At 70.2% G+C, this 19,440-nt stretch carries 17 protein-coding genes; 8 read left to right on the top strand and 9 right to left on the bottom strand.

The genetic code is table 11. The features are described from left to right. Positions 1–268 precede the first annotated feature (268 nt). Both AL072_RS27775 and AL072_RS27770 read left to right on the top strand, forming a co-directional pair. Positions 269–2,182, top strand: coding sequence for a methanol/ethanol family PQQ-dependent dehydrogenase (locus AL072_RS27775; protein WP_082109369.1), 1,914 nt, complete (start codon positions 269–271; stop codon positions 2,180–2,182). Between the two features lie 73 nt (positions 2,183–2,255). Continuing rightward, positions 2,256–2,909, top strand: a complete 654-nt coding sequence (locus tag AL072_RS27770) for a pentapeptide repeat-containing protein (RefSeq protein WP_045585637.1) — start codon at positions 2,256–2,258, stop codon at positions 2,907–2,909. 28 nt (positions 2,910–2,937) lie between these two features. Here AL072_RS27770 and AL072_RS27765 read toward each other — a convergent pair whose 3' ends face one another. From AL072_RS27765 to AL072_RS35815, 3 genes are read right to left on the bottom strand one after another with little or no spacing between them, the layout of a single operon-like run. Further along, on the bottom strand, positions 2,938–3,141 hold the full coding sequence (locus AL072_RS27765; RefSeq protein WP_045585636.1) for a hypothetical protein: 204 nt from the start codon (positions 3,139–3,141) through the stop codon (positions 2,938–2,940). Between the two features lie 3 nt (positions 3,142–3,144). Next, the gene (gene feoB, locus AL072_RS27760; protein WP_045585635.1) at positions 3,145–5,058 is read right to left on the bottom strand and encodes a ferrous iron transporter B; all 1,914 of its coding nucleotides are present in this window, start codon (positions 5,056–5,058) and stop codon (positions 3,145–3,147) included. Positions 5,059–5,093: 35 nt separating this feature from the next. Beyond that, positions 5,094–5,519 carry a FeoA family protein gene (locus AL072_RS35815; RefSeq protein WP_082109368.1) on the bottom strand — a complete coding sequence of 142 codons (426 nt, stop codon included), beginning with the start codon at positions 5,517–5,519 and terminating at the stop codon, positions 5,094–5,096. A gap of 689 nt (positions 5,520–6,208) precedes the next feature. Between AL072_RS35815 and AL072_RS27750 the strand changes: the two genes are divergently transcribed. The 6 genes from AL072_RS27750 (at position 6,209) to AL072_RS27725 (ending at position 13,395) form a co-directional block, all read left to right on the top strand. Further along, positions 6,209–7,840: an MFS transporter gene (locus tag AL072_RS27750; protein ID WP_245637025.1), complete on the top strand. Its 1,632-nt coding sequence runs from the start codon at positions 6,209–6,211 to the stop codon at positions 7,838–7,840. Next, positions 7,833–8,990: an alpha/beta fold hydrolase gene (locus tag AL072_RS27745; RefSeq protein ID WP_082109366.1), complete on the top strand. Its 1,158-nt coding sequence runs from the start codon at positions 7,833–7,835 to the stop codon at positions 8,988–8,990. The genes AL072_RS27750 and AL072_RS27745 overlap by 8 nt, the downstream gene beginning before the upstream one ends. Before the next feature lie 10 nt (positions 8,991–9,000). Continuing rightward, positions 9,001–9,609 carry a histidine phosphatase family protein gene (locus AL072_RS27740; RefSeq protein ID WP_045585634.1) on the top strand — a complete coding sequence of 203 codons (609 nt, stop codon included), beginning with the start codon at positions 9,001–9,003 and terminating at the stop codon, positions 9,607–9,609. Positions 9,610–9,742: 133 nt separating this feature from the next. After that, positions 9,743–11,419: a methyl-accepting chemotaxis protein gene (locus AL072_RS36065; protein ID WP_045585633.1), complete on the top strand. Its 1,677-nt coding sequence runs from the start codon at positions 9,743–9,745 to the stop codon at positions 11,417–11,419. A 422-nt stretch (positions 11,420–11,841) separates the two neighbouring features. Next, positions 11,842–13,014 (top strand): malate/lactate/ureidoglycolate dehydrogenase, encoded by a 1,173-nt coding sequence (locus AL072_RS27730; protein WP_245637024.1) that lies wholly within the window; start codon positions 11,842–11,844, stop codon positions 13,012–13,014. Positions 13,015–13,113: 99 nt separating this feature from the next. Beyond that, positions 13,114–13,395 (top strand): GNAT family N-acetyltransferase, encoded by a 282-nt coding sequence (locus AL072_RS27725; protein ID WP_045585632.1) that lies wholly within the window; start codon positions 13,114–13,116, stop codon positions 13,393–13,395. Positions 13,396–13,405: 10 nt separating this feature from the next. Here the strand turns inward: AL072_RS27725 and AL072_RS27720 are convergent, their stop codons facing one another. From AL072_RS27720 to AL072_RS27695, 6 genes are read right to left on the bottom strand one after another with little or no spacing between them, the layout of a single operon-like run. Then, a complete protein-coding gene (locus AL072_RS27720) occupies positions 13,406–14,509 on the bottom strand; it encodes a serine hydrolase domain-containing protein (RefSeq protein WP_245637023.1) in 1,104 nt (367 codons plus the stop codon). Positions 14,510–14,535: 26 nt separating this feature from the next. Continuing rightward, complete coding sequence (locus AL072_RS27715; protein WP_045585630.1) at positions 14,536–15,969, bottom strand: FAD-binding oxidoreductase; 1,434 nt, start codon at positions 15,967–15,969, stop codon at positions 14,536–14,538. A gap of 3 nt (positions 15,970–15,972) precedes the next feature. Then, positions 15,973–16,680 (bottom strand): ABC transporter ATP-binding protein, encoded by a 708-nt coding sequence (locus tag AL072_RS27710; protein ID WP_045585629.1) that lies wholly within the window; start codon positions 16,678–16,680, stop codon positions 15,973–15,975. Then, positions 16,673–17,479, bottom strand: a complete 807-nt coding sequence (locus AL072_RS27705; protein WP_045585628.1) for an ABC transporter ATP-binding protein — start codon at positions 17,477–17,479, stop codon at positions 16,673–16,675. The genes AL072_RS27710 and AL072_RS27705 overlap by 8 nt, the downstream gene beginning before the upstream one ends. Beyond that, complete coding sequence (locus AL072_RS27700) at positions 17,476–18,492, bottom strand: branched-chain amino acid ABC transporter permease (RefSeq protein ID WP_045585627.1); 1,017 nt, start codon at positions 18,490–18,492, stop codon at positions 17,476–17,478. Before AL072_RS27700 ends, AL072_RS27705 begins: the two co-directional genes overlap by 4 nt. Further along, complete coding sequence (locus AL072_RS27695) at positions 18,489–19,367, bottom strand: branched-chain amino acid ABC transporter permease (RefSeq protein ID WP_045585626.1); 879 nt, start codon at positions 19,365–19,367, stop codon at positions 18,489–18,491. Before AL072_RS27695 ends, AL072_RS27700 begins: the two co-directional genes overlap by 4 nt. Positions 19,368–19,440 lie beyond the last annotated feature (73 nt).

Here is a 19,440-nt window from a genome sequence, read left to right as displayed (position 1 = left end):
GACGATAGCACGGAGCATCATGCGGGATGCACCGCGCAGAGCCTTCGCGAAAAAGGGTCTTGCCGATCAAGCACCGCCTCAGGGCGTCGCATGGCCACGCACGGCCCCCTCCCGGACCCGGACGGCACAAGCCTCCCGCCGTCCGTGCCGCGGGGGTGGGCCGGCGTGACCCCTGCCGCCCATCGCCGCCACTCGATCACTTGCGACGCTGCCACGACGCTGCCACCGCGCGGCCAATCGCCACGCGGCCAATCAACGGGGGAAACGCATGACACTTTCGTCCAACACCACCACCGCTTCCGCTGCCGCCGGCCCGGCTCTCCGGCCCGGTCTGCGGCACCGTCTCCGCCTCGCGGCGGCGATGGCCGGGCTGCTCGCGCTCGCCTCGCCGGCCGTGCCGGCGCTGGCCGCCGACGTCACCTGGGACGCCATCGCCAACGACGCGCGGAACAACAGCGACGTGCTGATGTACGGCATGGGGGTCGAGGGCAAGCGTTTCAGCCCGCTGAAGCAGATCGACACCGACAGCGTGTCGCGGCTGGTTCCGGCCTGGTCCTTCTCCTTCGGCGACGAGAAGCAGCGCGGGCAGGAGACCCAGGCGCTGGTGCATGACGGGGTGATCTACGTCACCGGCTCCTATTCGCGCATGTTCGCGCTGGATGCCAGGACAGGCAAGCGGTTGTGGTCCTATTCCCACCGGCTGCCCGACGACATCCGGCCCTGCTGCGACGTGGTCAACCGCGGTGCGGCGATCTATGGCGACAAGGTGTTCTTCGGCACGCTCGACGCCTCCATCGTCGCGCTGAACAAGGACACCGGCAAGGTCGTCTGGAAGAAGAAGTTCGCCGACCACAAGGTCGGCTACACCATGACCGGCGCCCCCACCATCGTGAAGGACCAGAAGAGCGGCAAGGTCCTGCTGATCCACGGCTCGTCCGGCGACGAGTTCGGTGTGGTCGGCCGGCTGTTCGCCCGCGATCCCGACAGCGGCGACGAGGTGTGGATGCGTCCGCTTGTCGAAGGGCACATGGGCCGGCTGAACGGCAAGGACAGCACCCCGACCGGCAGCGACAAGGCCCCCTCCTGGCCGCGCGACAAGGACGGCAATCTGGTGGAGGCGTGGAACCATGGCGGCGGCGCGCCGTGGCAGAGCGCCACCTTCGACGTGGAGACCAACACCATCGTCATCGGCACCGGCAACCCGGCGCCCTGGAACGGCTGGGCGCGCTGGCCGGGCGACAGCCTCTACACCTCGGGCCAGGCCTATGTCGATCCGGGCACCGGCGAACTGAAGGGCTTCTACCAGCACACGCCGAACGACACCTGGGACTTCTCCGGCAACAACGAGCTGGTGCTGTTCGACTACACCGACGCCGCCGGCAAGACGGTCAAGGCGACGGCGCATGCCGACCGCAACGGCTTCTTCTATGTCACCGACCGGGTCAAGCTGGCGATGGCGGGCGGCGAGGCCAACAAGCCGAACAGCGTGCTGGCGGCCTATCCCTTCGTCGACGGCATCACCTGGGCCAAGGGCATCGACCTGAAGAGCGGCCGTCCGATCGAGAACGAGGGCCAGCGTCCGCCGCTGCCGGCGGAAGGCGAGAAGCGCGGCAAGGCGGTCGAGGTGTCGCCGCCCTTCCTGGGCGGCAAGAACTGGAACCCGATGTCCTACAGCGAGGACACCAAGCTGTTCTACATCGCCGCCAACCATTGGAAGGAGGATTACTGGACCGAGCATGTCGGCTACAACCCCGGCTCGGCCTATCTCGGCATGGGGTTCCGCATCCACAAGCTGTTCGACGACCATGTCGGCGTGCTGCGGGCGCTCGATCCGAAGACCGGCAAGATCGTGTGGGAGCACAAGGAGGAGCTGCCGCTGTGGTCCGGCACGCTGGCGACCGCCGGCAACCTGGTCTTCACCGGCACCGGCGACGGCTTCGTCAAGGCGTTCAACGCCAAGACGGGTGCCGAGCTGTGGCGGTTCCAGACCGGCTCCGGCATCATCTCGTCTCCCGTCACCTGGGAGCAGGACGGGGTGCAGTATGTCGGCATCACCACCGGCTATGGCGGCGCGGTGCCGCTGTGGGGCGGCGATCTGGCCGACCTGACGACCCGCGTGACCCAGGGCGGATCCTTCTGGGTGTTCAAGCTCGCCGACGTGAAGCTGTCCAGCGCCAAGTAAGCGGCAACCGGGACCGGGGCGGGCGGCGGCGGCCGTCCGTTCCGGTCCCTTCCCCAACGGAGGCACCATCATTATGTCGCGCATCACTGCCGCGCTGCTCGCGCTGTCCCTGTGGGGGCTGGCGCCCGTTCCCTTCGCCCCCCTTTTCTCCGCCGGCGCCGCGGAGGTGGAGAACGCCGCCCTCGACGATGCGGCGGGACCGCTGGTCGGTGGCGGCGAGGAGGAACGGACCACCGCGGTCGCCGGCTGCACGCTGGCCCCGAAGTCCGTCTGCCCCAACCTCGACCTGCGCCACCGCAACCTGCGCGGGCTGGGGCTGGCGGGTGCCGACCTGCATGGGGCGAACCTGATGCGGGCCGACCTGCGCAACGCCGACCTGCGCGGGGCCGATCTGCGGGGCGCCATCCTCGACGGCGCCGACCTGCGCACCGCCTTCCTCCAGGGGGCCAAGCTGTCCGGCGCCCGGATGCGCGGCGCCAACCTGGAATTCGCCCGGGCAACCGGCGCCGACTTCACCGGCACCGACCTGACCGCCGCGAACCTGGAGGCGATCCGCGCCGACAAGATCGACCTGTCCGGCGCCAACCTGGAGGGCGCCAACCTCCAGGAGGCGAAGATGTCGCTGTCCAACCTGTCGGGCGTCAACATGGAGGGGGCCAAAATCCGCTTCGCCATCTTCCAGGACGCGCTGATGACCGGCTGCACGGCCTGCCCGACCGGCTGGTGAGCCGGGCAGTCCGTGCGGCGGGGGCGGCTCAGCCGTGCCGGATGCGGTGCCCCGGCTTGCCCGGTCCCGCGCGATCGCAGCCGCAGCAGCCGCCGCAGCTTTTGGCGGGAGGCGCGGGCCTCCCGGCGAGGCGGCGCAGCCGGTCGCGCGCCGCCGCCGGCAGCAGGATGGTCCAGACGACCCAGGCGAAGGCCGCGGCGACGGCCAGACCGACGATGATGGACTCCATCATGGCTCAGCCTCCCAGCAGGGCGCTGGAGAGCTGGAAGGTGACGAAGGCGGCACCGTAGGCGAGCAGCGTCATGTAGACGAGCATCACGATCATCCAGAACCAGGAGTTCGTCTCGCGCTTCACCACCGACAGGGTGGAGACGCATTGCGGGGCGAAGACGAACCAGGCGAGCAGGGCGAGCGCCGTCGGCAGGCTCCAGTCGGCGGCGAGCACGCCCGCCAGCGATCCCGACAGCGCGTCCCCGGTTTCGCTCAGCGCATAGACGGTGCCGAGCGCCGCCACCGCCACCTCGCGGGCGGCCATGCCCGGCACCAGCGCGATGGCGATCTGCCAGGTGAAGCCGATAGGGGCGAGCAGCGGAGCCAGCGCATGCCCCAGCATCCCGGCGAAGCTGTAGTCGATCGCAGGGCCGGTGGCGCCGTCCGGCGCACCGGGGAAGCTGCCGAGGAACCACAGCAGGATCATGATCGCGAAGATGATCGTTCCGGCGCGGGCCAGGAAGATGCGCGTCCGCTCCAGCAGGCCGAGGGAGAGGTCGCGCAGGCCGGGCAGGCGGTATGAGGGCAGCTCCATCAGCAGCGGCTCGCGTGCGCCCTTGAAGACCGTGCGCTTCAGCACGAAGGCGACCGCCAGCGCCGACAGGATGCCGGCGGCGTAGAGCGCGAACATCACCAGCCCCTGCAGCCCGATCATGCCGCCCGCCACCGTCCGTTCCGGGACGAAGGCGGCGATGAGCAGCGTATAGACCGGCAGCCGGGCCGAGCAGGTCATCAGCGGCGCGATCATGATGGTTGCCAGCCGGTCGGCGCGGTTCTCGATGGTGCGCGCCGCCATGATGCCGGGAACCGCGCAGGCGAAGCTGGACAGCAGCGGGATGAAGGCCCGTCCGTGCAGCCCGACCCCGCCCATCAGCCGGTCGAGCAGGAAGGCGGCCCGCGCCATGTAGCCGGTGGATTCCAGGATCAGGATGAAGAAGAACAGCACCAGGATCTGCGGCAGGAAGATCACCACGCTGCCGACACCGGCGATGATGCCGTCGGTGATCAGGCTCTTCAGCATCCCGTCGGGCAGCGCGGCGCCGGCAGCCGCCTGGACCCAGCCGAGCGCGGTGTCGATCATGTCCATCGGCAGGGCCGCCCAGGCGAACACCGCCTGGAACATCAGGAACAGGACGAGGAACAGGAAGGGCAGGCCGATGGCCGGGTGCAGCAGCGCGGCGTCGATCCGCCGGGTCGCCAGCGACGGACGTCCGGCGCTGCGCAGGGCCGCGGCCAGGATCGCCTCGACCTCCTGATGGTAGGCGCGCAGCTCATGCGCCGACGGCTCGCTCCAGCCGCAGGGGGCGATGGACGGGGCGGCTGCTGCCCCGTCCGCACCGGTCATGACCGCCATGCTGCGGTCGATCTGGTCGAGCAGCCCGCGCACGCCGTGGCGGCGGATCGCCACGGTGGGCACCACCGGCACGCCCAGCGCGGCGGACAGCGCGGCGGCGTCGACGCTGCAGCCGCGCGCCTCGGCGACATCCATCATGTTGAGCGCCAGGATGATGGGGCGGCCGAGCTTCTTCAACTCCAGCACCAGGCGCAGGTGCAGGCGCAGGTTGGTGGCGTCGGCGACGCAGACCATGACGTCCGGCGGCGCCTCGTGCTCGAAGCGGCCGAGCACGACGTCGCGCGTCACCTCCTCGTCGGGGGAGCGGGCGCGCAGGCTGTAGGTGCCGGGCAGGTCGATGATCTGGACGCGCGACCCGGCTGGGCTGAGGAACTCGCCGACCTTGCGTTCGACCGTCACGCCCGGATAGTTGGCGACCTTCTGGCGGGCGCCGGTCAGGGCGTTGAACAATGCGGTCTTGCCGCAGTTGGGGTTGCCGACCAGCGCGATGCGCGGCGGTGCGGCGAAAACGGCAGTATTGGACATCGCGGAACTCCTGTCCGCAGGAAGGGGGGCGACGCTCAGCCGAGCGTCACCAGGACGGCGTGCGCCTCCGCGCGGCGCAGGGCCAGCGTGTGGTCGTTGATGCGCACGGCAAGCGGATCGGCGCCGGGGAAGCCTTCATGCAGGACTTCCACGCGGGCGCCTTCGATCAGGCCCATCTCGATCATGCGGCGTTCCAGTTCGCCGGCCGGCAGCGGGGTGGCGACCGCGGTCTCGTCGAGACCGGTCACCACCGCGCGCTGGCCCTTGCGCAGGCTGCCGAGGCTGGGGCTGTGCCGTCCGTCGGGCGGGTCGGAGGTGGTGGCCGGAACGGTGCCGGGACCGGCGTGGGGGGCAACTGGTGCTGCGGCAGGGGCTGCGCTGGGGGAACCGGTGGCGGGAACGGGGCCGGATGCGGCACCCGACATGGCGCCGGACAAAGCGCCGGACACTGGGGGAGTCATTTGGGGTCACCTTTTCGGCTGCACGCGGCAGACAGGCGTGCAATTCGACGGCATCGGGGCCGTGGGACCGATTGTCGTGCGAATCACTCGCACTTGCGATGTGGCGAAGCGTCGCAAAGCGACATCGTCCGGCCGCCGTTTCTGCAATCGAGGATGACCGTCACCGCGCGTCCCTCGTCGCCCTCGGGAGCCGGCCTCTCGGGAAAACTTTTCGCGTAGTGAGAAAATTGAATATCATATCCAATCTGGAATAGTGTTATATATCACTTGCTGCACCGCAACCAAGGTTTGTCATCGAGTGAAAGCAGTCGCATTTTTTGCACCTCTGCGCATGCCGAGAGCCATATGAAAGTTGCCGATGCCTCGATTCAATGATGAATTACGGTCACTCCAAGTGGTGTATAGTATTTTATAAAAGATATGAATCGTCAGCGCTTCAAGCGATCAGCGTGCATGTATGTGTAACATTCAATGAATAACTTTCATTTTTAAATGCAAATTCGGTTTACCAATTCTTTGGAGTTATGTCTTAGCTTCTGACACACTTTCCGAAAGCCGTTTTGTGTCCGGAGCTGTTTATGCAACTTGATTCAGTCGCATGTCCGCGTGTGACTCTGCCCCTACTCACGGCGTTCGGTCTGTCTCTCCTGTCTTATCTTATTTTTGCTAAATTTTATGTAAGCTTTGGCTTGTCAATCGGCCAAGATGCCGCACTGATCGTGCTGCACGCGGTGCGCGACCGCGTGTGGATGGTGGCCGCCGCGGTGTTCCTGGGCGTCCTGCTGGTGTCCCTGCTGCTGCCCTCGGCCATGCGGGCCGCCGCTGCCACGCCCCTGCGCTCCCTGCTGCTGCCGGCGGGGGCGATGCTGGCGTTCGGCGCCGGGCTGATGCCGCAGCTGGCGGCCGTGCTGACCCCGGAAGCCCTGTACGGCATCCTCCAGGACGGGGCCGCCCTGCTGGTCGTGTCGAGTCTCGTGGTGTTCGAGGCGCTGCTGCTGCTCGGTGCCGGATCGGCCCGAATGAGGTCGCCGGATGCGACGACCGCCGAACCGCGGGCCGCGGTGGCCGGCATGCGCGCCGCCCTGTTCCTGTTCATGCTGGCGGAGGAGCTGTCGCGCTCCTTCCTGCCGCTCTATGCGCGCGAGCTGTACACGCCTGTTCCCGGCCTGTCGGAAACCCTGATGATGGGGCTGCCGATCGGGCTGTTCATGCTGCTGGTGGCCGTCTTCACCCCCTTCGCCGGCGCCTGGGCCGAGCGGTTCGGCAGCCGCCGCACCCTGCTGGTCGGCACGCTGCCGGCGGTGGCCGGCTTCGCCGGGACGGCGCTGGCCCAGTCGCTGCCCGAGCTGCTGATGTGGCGCAGTGCCTGCGCGCTCGGCTATGCGGTGATGTTCATCGGCGCGCAGGGCTTCATCGCCCGCCACACCCCGCCGGACCAGCGGGCGCGCGGCATGGCGCAGTTCGTCGCCGCGGTGATCGTCGCCGGCCTGTGCGGCGCGCCGATCGGCGGCATCCTGGCCGACCATCTCGGCTACCGCGCCGCCTTCGCGGCGTCGGCGCTGCTGGCTCTTGCCGCCGCCCTGGCCGCCGCGCTCCTGCTGCCCGCCGACCGGGCGGGGGGCGCGCGGGACGGCGGCCGGTTCCGCCTGCGCGACGCCGCCGGGCTGCTCGCCAACCGGCGCTTCCTGGCGCTGCTGCTGTTCTCGTCGGTCCCGACCAAGCTGATGCTGACCGGCTACCTGTTCTATCTGGTTCCGGTCTCCCTGCATGCGGCGGGCGAGACGCCGGCCGGGATCGGCCGGATGATGATGACCTATGGCCTGATCATCGTGGTCCTCGGTCCCTGGGTATCGCGGATGGCCGACCGCGGCGGCCGTCATTCGCTGTTCGCCGGGCTGGGCGGGCTGATCGGCGGGGCAGGCACGCTGGCGATCCTCCAGGCGCCCGGGGTGCCGGGGATCCTGGCCGGCATCGCCGCGCTCGGGATCGCCCACGCCTTCAACAACGCGACCCAGCTGGCCCTGGTGCCGGAGGTCTGCCGCACCGAATGCGCCCGCATGGGCGAAACCGGCGTCTTCGCCGTCTACCGCCTGCTGGAGCGCGGCGGATCCGTCATCGGCCCGCTTCTGGCCGCGGTCATCGCCGACCGGTTCGGCCTTCAGGCCGCCCTGGTGGCGTTCGGCGCGCTCGGCATGCTGTGCGGCGCCGCCTTCTGTGCGGTCTTCCTGCTGGCGCCTCCCCGCGAGGCCGCCCAACCCCGCCTTGCCACCCCGCCCCTCACCCCACCCATCGATCATGGAGGCGACGACGCCCATGCCTGACCAGATGCTCGTGGAGCCCCTTCCGGCCATGCCGGGCCTCCCGTTTCCGCCCGGCGGCGACACCCTGGCGGTTCCCCGTCACGGCCATGCGATGGGTGCGCTGCGCGCCACGCTGGACGCGCTCGGCATCGCCGATGCCGGGGAGATGACCTGGAAGAACTACGAGACGATCATGCGGGTGATCGAGCCGCTGATCGGCGCCGGCCACAGCCTGCGCCATTTCGACTACACCCATTCCGCGGCGCTCCAGCCCGGTACGGTGGAGCGGCTGCGCAACGACTACAGCGTCCGCCTCGCCTACACGGAATGGGGCAGCCCGTCGCTGCCGCCGCTTTTGTGCCTGGGCGGCATCGCCAATTCCGCCCGGCGGTTCGACTATCTCGCCCGGACGCTGTCGCGCCATCACCATGTCCTGTGCCTGGACTGGGCCGGCCGCGGCCGCAGCGGCTGGCTGGCGGAGCAGTCCGACTACAGCTTCGAGGGCAATGTCGCCCAGGTGCTGGCGCTGATCCGGCACAAGCGGCTGGGGCCGGTCACGCTGCTGGGCTCCTCGCTCGGCGGCAGCGTGGCGATGCGGGTGGCGGCCGAGGCGCCGGATCTGGTCGACCGCCTGATCCTCAACGACATCGGCCCCTTCATCCCGACCGAGCGCCGCCGCCGCCGCGCCGAATCGGTGGCCCGCCACTATGTCTTCCGCCACCCGGCCCAGCTGTTCCACCGCACGGGCGCCGCCCAGAAGAACGACGGGCCGGTCGACGACACCGTGCTGCTGCACAACAGCTTCCACCAGACCCGCTGGTCGGAGGAGAATGGCGGGCGGGTCTACCGCCACGACATCCGCGCGTTGCAATGCTACCGCGACGGCGCCGCCCAGGACCACGACCAGTGGGACGACTGGCAGCGCATCGACTGCCCGGTGCTGCTGGTGCACGGCATGATGAGCGACGCGCTGCAGGACGCGACCATCGCGCGGATGATGGACAAGCCGCGGGTCACCGTCCTCCATGTGCCGGATGTCGGCCATACCCCGACGCTGAGCGACCCGCTGCACATCGACGCCCTGCGCCGCTGGATCGCTGTGCCCGGCGCCCTGGCGGCGGACAGCGTCATCGGCTGGAGCGCGGGCGCCGACCGCCTCCTGTTCCGCTGAGGGGCCGGCGATGACGGACCTCTTCCACTTCGTGCGCCACGGCCAGACCGAGGACAACCGCCTCGGCGTGCGCTGCGGCGGCGACCGCGACGTGCCGCTGACCGGGCTGGGCGTCGAGCAGGCCCGCCGGGCGGCGGAGCGGTTCCGCGAGGCCGGCTGCGGCTGCGGTCTGGTGATCGCCGGGCCGCTGCAACGCACAGCCGTCACCGGCGCCCTGTTCGCCGAGACGCTCGGCGTTCCGCTGGTCGGCTGCGACTGGCTGCGCGAGCGGGCGCTGGGTGAGTGGAACGGGCTGCCCGTCGCGCTGACCCGGCCCTGGTTCGCGGCCGGCGAGACGCCGCCCGGCGGCGAAAGCGAGGAGGAATTCGCCGCCCGCGTCCTGGACGGGGTGGCGGCGCTGCGGGACCGGCTGGCCGACCGGCCGCTGCTGGTCGGCAGCAAGGGGGTCGGCCGCATCCTGCTGCACCGGCTGGCCGGACGGCCGGGCGTCGAGCTCGAGAATTGCGAGGTCGTGGCCTTCGCCCGCCAGCCCGGCCCAGCCGGGATGACGGCGGGGTGGCGCTGCGACCATCCGGAGACATCGGCCCAGGAGGCCGGCCCCGCCGGTTTCACGGCCTGACGGGACGGTCGCCGTCCGCCGACGGCTGCCGGCCCGAATCATGACCGCCTGGCGATGACCGCCTGAAGATAACCATTGAACGATGCGTGGATACCGCGCGGTGCCGCGTATAAAAAGTCGAGGAGAAGGGGCGATGAAGCTCAAGATTGGTACGCGGCTGATGCTGCTGGTGTTCGGCGTGGCGCTGCTCAGCACGCTGGCCGGTGCGACCGTCCATCTGACGGGCATGCGCACGAATCTGGTCGAACAGCGCAAGGCCAAGGTCAAGGAGATGGTCGATGCGGCTTCCTCCGTGATCGCGCTGTACGGCGAACAGGAGAAGTCGGGCAAGCTGCCGCGGGCCGAGGCGCAGGAACTCGCGCGCAACGCCGTGCGCGCGATGCGCTATGGCAAAGGCGAGTATTTCTTCGTCTACGATTATGCCGGCGTCAGCCTGGTGCACGGGCTGCGGCCGCAGGTCGAGGGCAAGAACCTGCTGAACCTGAAGGATCCCGACGGCGTTCCCTTCAACGTGCAGATGACCGAGGCGGCCAAGGCCGGCGGCGGCTTCGTCGCCTTCCGCCACAAGCGCACCGACGATGCCGAACCGACGCCGAAGATCGCCTATGCCACCGGCTACCAGCCCTGGCAGTGGATGGTCGGCACCGGCGTCTACACCGACGACGTCGACGCCGAGTTCCGCGCCCGCGCCGTCCGCGAGCTTCTGGTCACCCTGCTGCTGCTGGCGATCAGCGTCGGCATCGGCATCTGGGTGTCGCGCGGGATGTCGCGTCCGCTGCTGGCGATCCGCGACGTGCTGGGCCGCATCGGCGGCGGCGACCTCTCCACCGCCGTCCCCCATGCCAACCGGCCGGACGAGATCGGCGACATGGCCCGCGCCGTCGCCGGCCTTGCCACCACCCTCCAGGCCGCCCGTGACGAGAGCCAGCGCGCCGATCTGGACCGCGCCGCCCGCGACCTCCAGCGCGAGCGCCTGTCCGCCCGCGCCACCGAGTTCGCCCGTGCGATGGACGAGGTCGTCGCGACGCTCAGCACCACCACCGTTGCCCTGCACGAGCGCACCGCGGCGCTGACCAGCGACGCCGCCAGCACCACCGACGCGGCCCATGCCGCCGCCGGTGCCGCGCAGGGGGCCTCCGACAGCGTCGAATCCGCCGCCCTGGCCAGCGAGGAGCTGCGCGGGTCGATCTCCGCGATCAGCCGCCAGGTCGAAAGCGCGGCCCAGACCGCGTCCCGCGCGGTGACCGAGACGTCGAACACCACCGGCATCGTCACCGGCCTCGCGTCGGCCGCCGAGCAGATCGGCGCGGTGGTCGAGCTGATCAACTCCATCGCCGGACAGACCAACCTGCTGGCGCTGAACGCCACCATCGAGGCGGCGCGGGCGGGAGAGGCCGGCAAGGGCTTCGCCGTCGTGGCGAGCGAGGTGAAGAGCCTCGCCACCCAGACCGCGAAGGCGACCGAGGACATCCAGTCGCAGGTCGGCGCAATCCGGGCGGCGACGGCCAACGCCATCGCCGCGATCGAGGGCATCGCCAGCCTGATCACCAACCTCAGCGCGCTGAACGGCGAGGTCGCGTCGGCCGTGCAGCAGCAGGAGGCGGCGACCCACCAGATCTTCGCCAACGCCCGCACCGCCGCCGACAACTCCCGCCGCGTCACCAGCAGCGTCGGCTCGCTGTCGGCGACCATGACCACCACCAGCGACCGCATGCGTCTGGTGTCCTCCAGCGTGGAGAACGTGTCCGAGCAGTCGGATCGCCTGAAGGACGAGGTGCGGCGCTTCGTGGCCGAGGTCAACGCCGCCTGACCGGGCACGGACAGCGGATAACAGGCAGGTTCCCGGCGATACGATCCGCCGGGAGCCTGCCCTGTCCTTCGGGTATTTTCAGCCGCCACTTATCGGCTTCCACGGCCCGTGATAGGAATGGATGTCCTGTCCCCGGCCATGGAGCATCCCGCTTGTCCGGATCGAGCCACCTTGCCGAACCCCTGGCCCCGCCGCGCTGTCTCCGCGGGGGGGCCTTCGGGATGTCCGCCGGCCGCCGCCGCCGCGGATGGAACAGGCCCGGATTCCTGTTCCATACTGTTTCAAACGTTCCATCGCCGCGCTCCTCCGCCGCCCTCCGCGTCAATTCGGCCCTTGTTCCGGTCGCGTCCCAACGACCAGATACAGGCCGGGTCTCAAGGACCGGTGACGGCGGCGATGCCGGCGGGCCGGGAAACCAGGACATGGGCGAACACCCCGACATGAACGAAACGCTCGACATGAACGAAACACCCAAGGATCCCTTCGCCGCTGCGGCGTCCTTCAACGCCGGGGTCTATGGGACCGGCGTCCGCCCGGTGACGGCGGAGCGGCTGGCCGAGGCGGTCCGCCTGCTGCTGCGGGCGGCGGGCAGCGACGCGGCGGAGGCCGGGGTCGTCGCCGACCATCTGGTCGAGGCCAACCTGCGCGGCCATGACAGCCACGGCGTCGGCATGCTGGCGATGTACATGCCGGCCATCGCCGCCGGGCTGCTGCGGCCCAACCAGCACGCGACCGTGCTCGGCCGCTCCGGCCCCTTCCTGTCGGTCGGCGGCGGGAGCGGCTATGGACAGGCGATCGCGCGCGAGGCGATGGATCTCGCCATTGCCCAGGCCCGGCAGGAGGGTCTGGTTGCGCTGTCCCTGCGCGACACCCACCATATCGGCCGCGTGGGATCCTATGGCGAGCAGTGCAGCGACGCCGGTCTGGTCGCCCTTGCCTTCGTCAACGTCGTCACCCGCCCGGCGGTGGCGCCGCATGACGGCACCCGGCCGCGGTTGGGCACCAACCCGATCTGCATCGCGGTTCCGGCCACGCCGGCCAACCCGGCCCTCGTCCTCGATTTCGCCACCAGCGCCGTCGCGGTCGGCAAATGCCGCGTCGCCATGAACAAGGGGCGGGAGATGGCGTCCGGCCTGCTGCTCGACGCCGATGGCGAGGCGACGCTGGATCCGGGCGTGATGTTCCGGGAGCCGTCGGGCGCCCTGCTGCCGCTGGGCGGGACCGCGGGCGGGCACAAGGGGTTCGGTCTGGCGCTGATGTGCGACGTTCTCGCCGGGGCGCTGGCGTCGGCCATGCCCGGCACGCCGTCGCACCAGGATTCCGGGCGGGTGATGAACAACCTGTTCGCCATCGTCTTCGACCCCGCGCGCGGCGGCAACGCCCATTGGGCCGCCGACCTCGACGACCTGCTCGCCTATGTCCGCGACACCCCGGCCGCCCCCGGTGCCGAGGCCGTCCAGTTGCCGGGCGAGCCGGAACGGCGGACCCGCGCCCAGCGGCTGGCCGACGGCATTCCGCTGGACGGCGCGACGCTGGCGATGCTGGAGAGCCTGGGCCGGGAGCGCGGCGTGGAGGTCGCCGGCCTGCTGGCCTGACCGATCCGTGGTTGCGTCGCGGGAGGGGGGTTGGACCGGGCCTGTCCGACGCCCAGATAGTGGGGCTCCGGATACCCGGTTCGACTGGAGGCGCAAGACATGACCCTGCACGCGGACGTGCGAGACAACGCGGCGGACAGCCGTTACGAATTGACCGTCGACGGCGCCACCGCCGTCGCCGTCTACGAGTTGCGGGACGGGGAGATCGCCTTCACCCATACGGAGGTGCCGAAGAGCCTGTCCGGGCAGGGTATCGCCTCGGCCTTGGCCAAGGGCGCCCTCGAGGATGTCCGCGCCCGCGGTCTGAAGGCCGTCCCGCTTTGCAGCTTCTTCGCCGGCTATATCGAGCGCAACCCGGAGTTCCACGACCTCGTCCGGTAGCGGGTGGCGCTCACGCCATCTCCGCCGCCGGCATGATGTGGCCGGTCAGCAGCGCGCCCAATTCGCCGACATACCCGTCCGACCGGGCCGGCCGGGTCGGGTCGGAGGTGACGACGACGGTCAGCCCCAGCGACGGGACGAGATACAGCATCTGACCGCCATAGCCGCGCGCATAGGCGATCCGGTGCCCGTTCGACTCCGCCAGGAACCAGCCATATCCATAGGCGTCGCCGGAGTAGGGGGAGCGCGTCCGCGGTATCCAGCTTGCCTGGGCCCAGGCCGCGCTCACCACCGGACGTCCGTCCCAGACCCCGCCGCGGCTCCACATCTCGCCGAAGCGGAACAGGTCGAGTGGCGACAGCGCCATGTTGTTGCCGCCGAGATAATAGCCCTGCGGATCGCGGGTCCATCCCGGCAGGTCGATGCCGAGCGGCCGGCCGAGCCAGTCGCGCGCCAGCGACAGCAGGCTGCGCCCGGAGACGCGGGCCAGCACCGCGCCCAGCACGTGATAGCTGCCGGTGGAATAGATCATCCGCTCGCCCGGTTCGGCGACGAAGGGGCGGCCGAGCGCATCCGCGACCCAGTTCCGGCTGCCGATCCAGCGGCCGTACCCCGGCCCCGAAGTCGGCTCCAGGCCCGCCTGCATGGTGAGGAGCTGCGCCATCGTGATGCCGCGCACCCGCGGATCGGCGCCCGCCGGCACGAGGTCCGGCGCCGTCACGCCGAGCGTCGCGTCGACGCCGCGCAGCAGGCCGCGGTCGAGCGCCACGCCGGCCAGCGAGGCGACGATCGTCTTGGACACCGACTTGACATTCACCTTGCGGCCGACCGGCGGTCCCCGGAATGCTTCGGCGGATACCACCGTGCCGTGCCGGCCGATCACCAGGGCATGGAGCTGGTCGAGGCCCGCCGCCCGGTCGAGCGCCCGGTCCAGCAGGGTCCGGTCCAGCAGTGCCCGGCCGACGGCATCGGCGGGGCTGGCGGGCCGCCCGGCCGCCGCGGCCGGAAGGCTGCCCGGCAGCAGCGAGCCGACGGCGGCAGCAGCGGCGGCGAGCACGGATCGGCGGTCGGGCTGGGATCGGGGTTTCGGCTCCATCCCCTGCCATATGGTCAAGCCCCGCCGCGATCCAACCCTTGGAATCAAGGCGTGGCGGGTCCGACGACCTTGCCGGGATTCATGATCCCCCGCGGGTCGAACAGCCGCTTGATGCCGTCCATCAACGCCATTTCCGCCGGCCCCTTGAAGACGGCCAGCGCGTCGCGCCCGCTCTGGCCGATGCCGTGCTCGGCGCTGATGGTGCCACCCAGCTCGACCGCCACCCGGTGGACCGCGGCGCTGATCGCCTGGGCCGCCGGTTCCAGCGGCTTGCCCGTCGTTCGGGCGCTTTCCGGCAGGATGGCGACCAGATGGATGTTGCCGTCGCCGATGTGCCCGACCGCCATGACGCGGGCATCCGCCCGCACCGCTGCGATTGCCGCGGTAGCGCGGACGACGAAATCGGGGATGCGGGCGGTCGGCACCGCGGTGTCGTGGCCGATGACGATGCCGCTCTTGCGGTTGGCCTCCGACACGCTGTGGCGCAGTTTCCACAAGGCCGCGGCCTGGGCCTCGCTGCGGGCGACCAGCGCATCGGCGATGCTGCCATCCTCCAACCCCTCGGCCAGCACCGCCTCCAGCGCCCCGGCAAGGTCGAGCCCGGCCATCGGGTCGGTGACCTCGGCCAGCAGACACCAGGGAGCCGGAGTGGCGAGCGGCCGGACCGTTCCCGGCACATGGGCCAGCACCGCCGCCAGCTGCGCCTCCGACAGGATTTCCGCCGTGGTCACCCGGTCGCCCAGCGTGCCGCGCAGCCGGGAGAACACCTCCAGCGCCGCCTCCAGCGAGGCCAGGGCGAGAAAGGCGGTTGCGCTGCTGCGCGGACGCGGGAACAGCTTCAGCGTCGCCGCGGTGACGATGCCCAGCGTGCCCTCGGCCCCGATGAACAGATGCTTCAGCGCATAGCCGGTGTTGTCCTTGCGAAGTGCCCGCAGGCCATCCCACAGCGTGCCGTCGGGCAGCACCACCTCCAGCCCAAGCACGAGGTCGCGCATCGGGCCATAGCGCAGGACGGCGGTGCCGCCGGCATTGGTGGCGATGGTGCCGCCGATCTGACAGCTTCCCTCGCTGCCGAGGCTCATCGGGAACAGCCGGCCGGCGGCCTCCGCGGCGGCCTGGACCGCGGCCAGGGTGCAGCCGGCCTCCACCGTCAGGCTGTCGCCGACCGGATCGACCTCACGGACGCGGTTCAGCCGCGACAGGCACAGCACCAGGCTGCGGCCGGACGCGTCGGGAATGGCGCCGCCGACGACCCCGGTGTTGCCGCCCTGCGGCACCAGCGGGGTGCCGGTCTCCGCACAGAGCCGGACGACGGCCGCCACCTGCGCCGCATCGGCCGGGTGGACGACGCCCAGCGCCGTCCCGCGGTAGCGGCCGCGCCAATCCGCCAGGAAGGGCGCGGTGTCGGCCGGTTCGCACAGCACCTGCGCCGGCCCGACGATGGCCCGCGCCCGCCCGATGACATCTCCGCCGGCCATTGCCTACAGCCCGAGATAGGCGGTCTTGATGCGCGGGTCGGCCAGCAGCGTCTGGGCCGAATCCTCCATCACCACCCGTCCGGTCTCCAGCACATAGGCGCGGTCGGCCAGCCGCAGCGCCAGATCCACCCGCTGTTCGACCAGCAGGATGGTGATGCCCGTGCCGTGCAGGCTCCGGATCGTGTCGGCCAGCGTGTCGACGATGATCGGCGCCAGTCCCAGCGTCGGTTCGTCCAGCATCAGGCATTTCGGGTTGGCCATCAGCCCGCGGCCGAAGGCCACCAGCTGCTGCTGCCCGCCGCTCATCGTGCCGGCCTTCTGGGTGCGGCGCTCGGCCAGGATGGGGAACAGCTCATAGACCCAGCGCAGCCGCTCGGCGAAGCCCATGCTGCCCGGCCGGCCGCGCAGGGCCCCCAGCTCCAGATGCTCCAGCACCGTCATGTCGGGGAAGAGCTGGCGGCCTTCCGGCACATGGACCAGCCCGCGTTCGATGACCTGATGCGGCGCCAGCCGGTCGATGCGCTCGCCGTCGAAGGTGATCGTCCCGCCGCTCGGCCGCAGCAGGGCGGAGATCGCCTTCAGCGTCGTCGTCTTGCCGGCGCCGTTGGAGCCGACCAGCGTCACCAGCTCGCCGTCCTCGACGGTCAGCGAGACGTTGTGGACCGCCTCGCGGTGGCCGTAGCGGACCTTCAGACCTTCGACCTTAAGCATCGACCGGCTCCCGTCCCAGATACACGCGGATCACTTCCGCGTCGTTCAGCACCTGGGCCGGCGGCCCTTCGGCGATCTTGACCCCATGGTCGAGCACGACCAGCCGGTCGCAGACGCTGGCGACCACCCGCATGTGGTGCTCCACCAGCAGGACGGTGACGCCGCGGGCGCGGATGCGGCGGATCATCTCGACCAGCCGCTGGCCCTCCTCCGGATTCATGCCGGCGGCCGGCTCGTCCAGCAGCAGCAGGCGCGGCTCGGCGGCCAGCGCGATGGCGATCTCCAGCCGGCGCTGCTCGCCATAGGACATGGCGTCGGCAAGCGTGTCGGCGCGGTGGTCGAGGTCGCAGAAGGCCAGGATCTCCAGCGCCTTGCGCCGCAGTTCCTCCTCTTCCCGCCGGTAGGCGGCGTTGCGGAGGATGGCAGCGCCCCAGCCGGCCCGCGTGGTGCGGTAGGCGGCGCTGCGCACATTGTCGAGCGCGGTCAGGCTGGGAAACAGGCTGGTGATCTGGAAGGTGCGCGAGACGCCGCGCTGCCCCATGACGTGCGACGGCGCACCGGTGCAGTCGCTGCCGTCGAAGCGGATGCTGCCCGACGACGGCGGCAGCGAGCCGCCCAGCATGTTGAACAGCGTCGTCTTGCCGGCGCCGTTCGGCCCGATCAGCCCGACCACCTCTCCGGTCCGCACCGTCATGGTGACGTCGCGCACCGCGGTCAGGCCGCCGAAGATGCGGGTCAGGTTGCTGACCGCCAGGATTTCGCCCGCGTTGCCCGTGCTCGATTGAACGGCGGCGTTCATTTCGCACCCCCCTCGGTGCTGGGCAGGCCGTTGGCGGCGGCCGGCAGGTTGTTCTCAGCCTTGTGGCTGTTGCGCCAGCGCTGCCACAGGCTGACCAGCCCGCCTGGCAGGAACACCACGGTTCCGGTCAGCAGGGCCGCGAAGATGACCATGCGCAGCGGACCGGCGACGCGCAGCGATTCCAGCAGGCCGATATAGACCAGCGCCCCCAGGATCGGCCCCAGGATGGTGCCCCGCCCGCCGATGATGACGACGATGATCAGCGCCGCCACATTGTGGACGCCCATGATGTCGGGGGTGATGACCCGGATATAGTGGGCGTAGATGGCACCGCCGATGCCGGCGATGGCGGTGGCGGCGACGAAGCCCAGCAGCTTGGTGTGGAAGACGTTGATGCCGAGCGAGGCGGCGAGCGGCGCATTCTCCCGCACCGCCAGGAAGGCGCGGCCGGTGCGGCTGCTCACCAGCGCGTGGCAGAGATAGGCCGTCGCCAGCACCAGCACCAGCACCAGATAGTAGGTCTCGCGCGCGGCGGTGAAGGTCAGAGGCCCGACCGCCATCGGCGGGATGTCGGAGATGCCCATCGGCCCGCGCGTCAGGTCGACCCAATGGTTGGTGATGGTGAACAGGATGGCGCCGAAGCCCAGCGTCAGGATGGCGAATTGCGGCCCGACCACCCGCAGCGCCGCATAGCCGATGACCAGCCCGAACATCGCCGCCACCAGTCCGGCCATCGGCAGGCCCAGCAGCGGCGGCAGGCCGAGCTGGGTGCTGAGGATGGCCGAGGTGTAGGCGCCGACACCGACGAAGGCGGCATGGCCGAAGGTGAGCTCGCCCAGATAGCCGATCACGATGTTGAGGCTGAGCGCCAGCAGCGCATACAGCATCCACAGGACCAGCAGATGCTCCAGATAGGCGTTGCCGGCCAGGAAGGGCAGGACGGCCAGCGCCGCGACGCCGCCCCCGATGGCGAAAGGTTGGGCCAGGGGGCGGCCGTGGGAATGAGTGCTCATCGCAGACCCCTTGCCGTGCTGAACAGGCCGTTGGGGCGCCACAGCAGGACCGCGATGATCATCGCGTAGCCGATCGCCTCCATGAAGCCGAGGGAGATGTAACCGCCGCCCAGCGATTCGATGACGCCGAGCAGAAGGCCGGCGAACAGGGCGCCGGTGACGCTGCCCAGACCGCCCATGATGACGACGATGAAGCCCTTCAGCACCGCCCAGTTGCCGATGGTCGGGAAGATCATCACGGTGGGTCCGACCAGCGCACCCGACAGCGCCGCCAGTCCGCAGGCCAGCGCGAAGGTGTAGGTGTGGACCAGCCCGATGTTGATGCCGGTCAGCGCCGCGCCGTCCGGATTCTGCGCCGTCGCCCGCATCATCTTGCCGAAGCGCGAATAGCGGATGAACAGGTAGACCGCCACCAGCGCCACCACCGCGGCGGCGAACACCAGCACGCGCTGCTGGGTCAGCGTCACCGTGCCGATCTCCAGCACCTCGTCGGCGAAGGGGCTCTCGACATATTTCGGGTCGGCACCGAACAGCAGTTCGCCACCGTTGGCGATCAGCAGGGCGAGGCCCAGGCTGGACAGCAGGATGGTGAATTCATGGTCGCGGCGCAGCGGCCAGAAGATCAGCTTGTTGGCGGCGATGCCCAGCCCCGCCACCACCACGGCCGAGATGGCTGCCGCCGCAAGATAGTCGAGCCCGAACAGGGTGCCGATGAAATAGGTGATGTAGGCGCCGAGCATGTAGAACTCGCCATGGGCGAAATTCACGATGCGCAGCACCCCGAAGACCAGCGTCAGCCCGGTGGCGATGAGCACATAGGCCATCCCGTTGACCAGGCCGTTCGCGATCTGCTGGGCGAAGACGGTGAAATCCATGGAGGTCGACCCTTCCTGTCGGGGAGCCTGCCGGGGACGGAAAGCCCCTCTCCCGGCCGGGGAGAGGGGCTCC

It is taken from the genome of Azospirillum thiophilum, assembly GCF_001305595.1.
Taxonomy (GTDB): domain Bacteria; phylum Pseudomonadota; class Alphaproteobacteria; order Azospirillales; family Azospirillaceae; genus Azospirillum; species Azospirillum thiophilum.
This window is presented reverse-complemented; position numbering and strand designations above follow the sequence as displayed.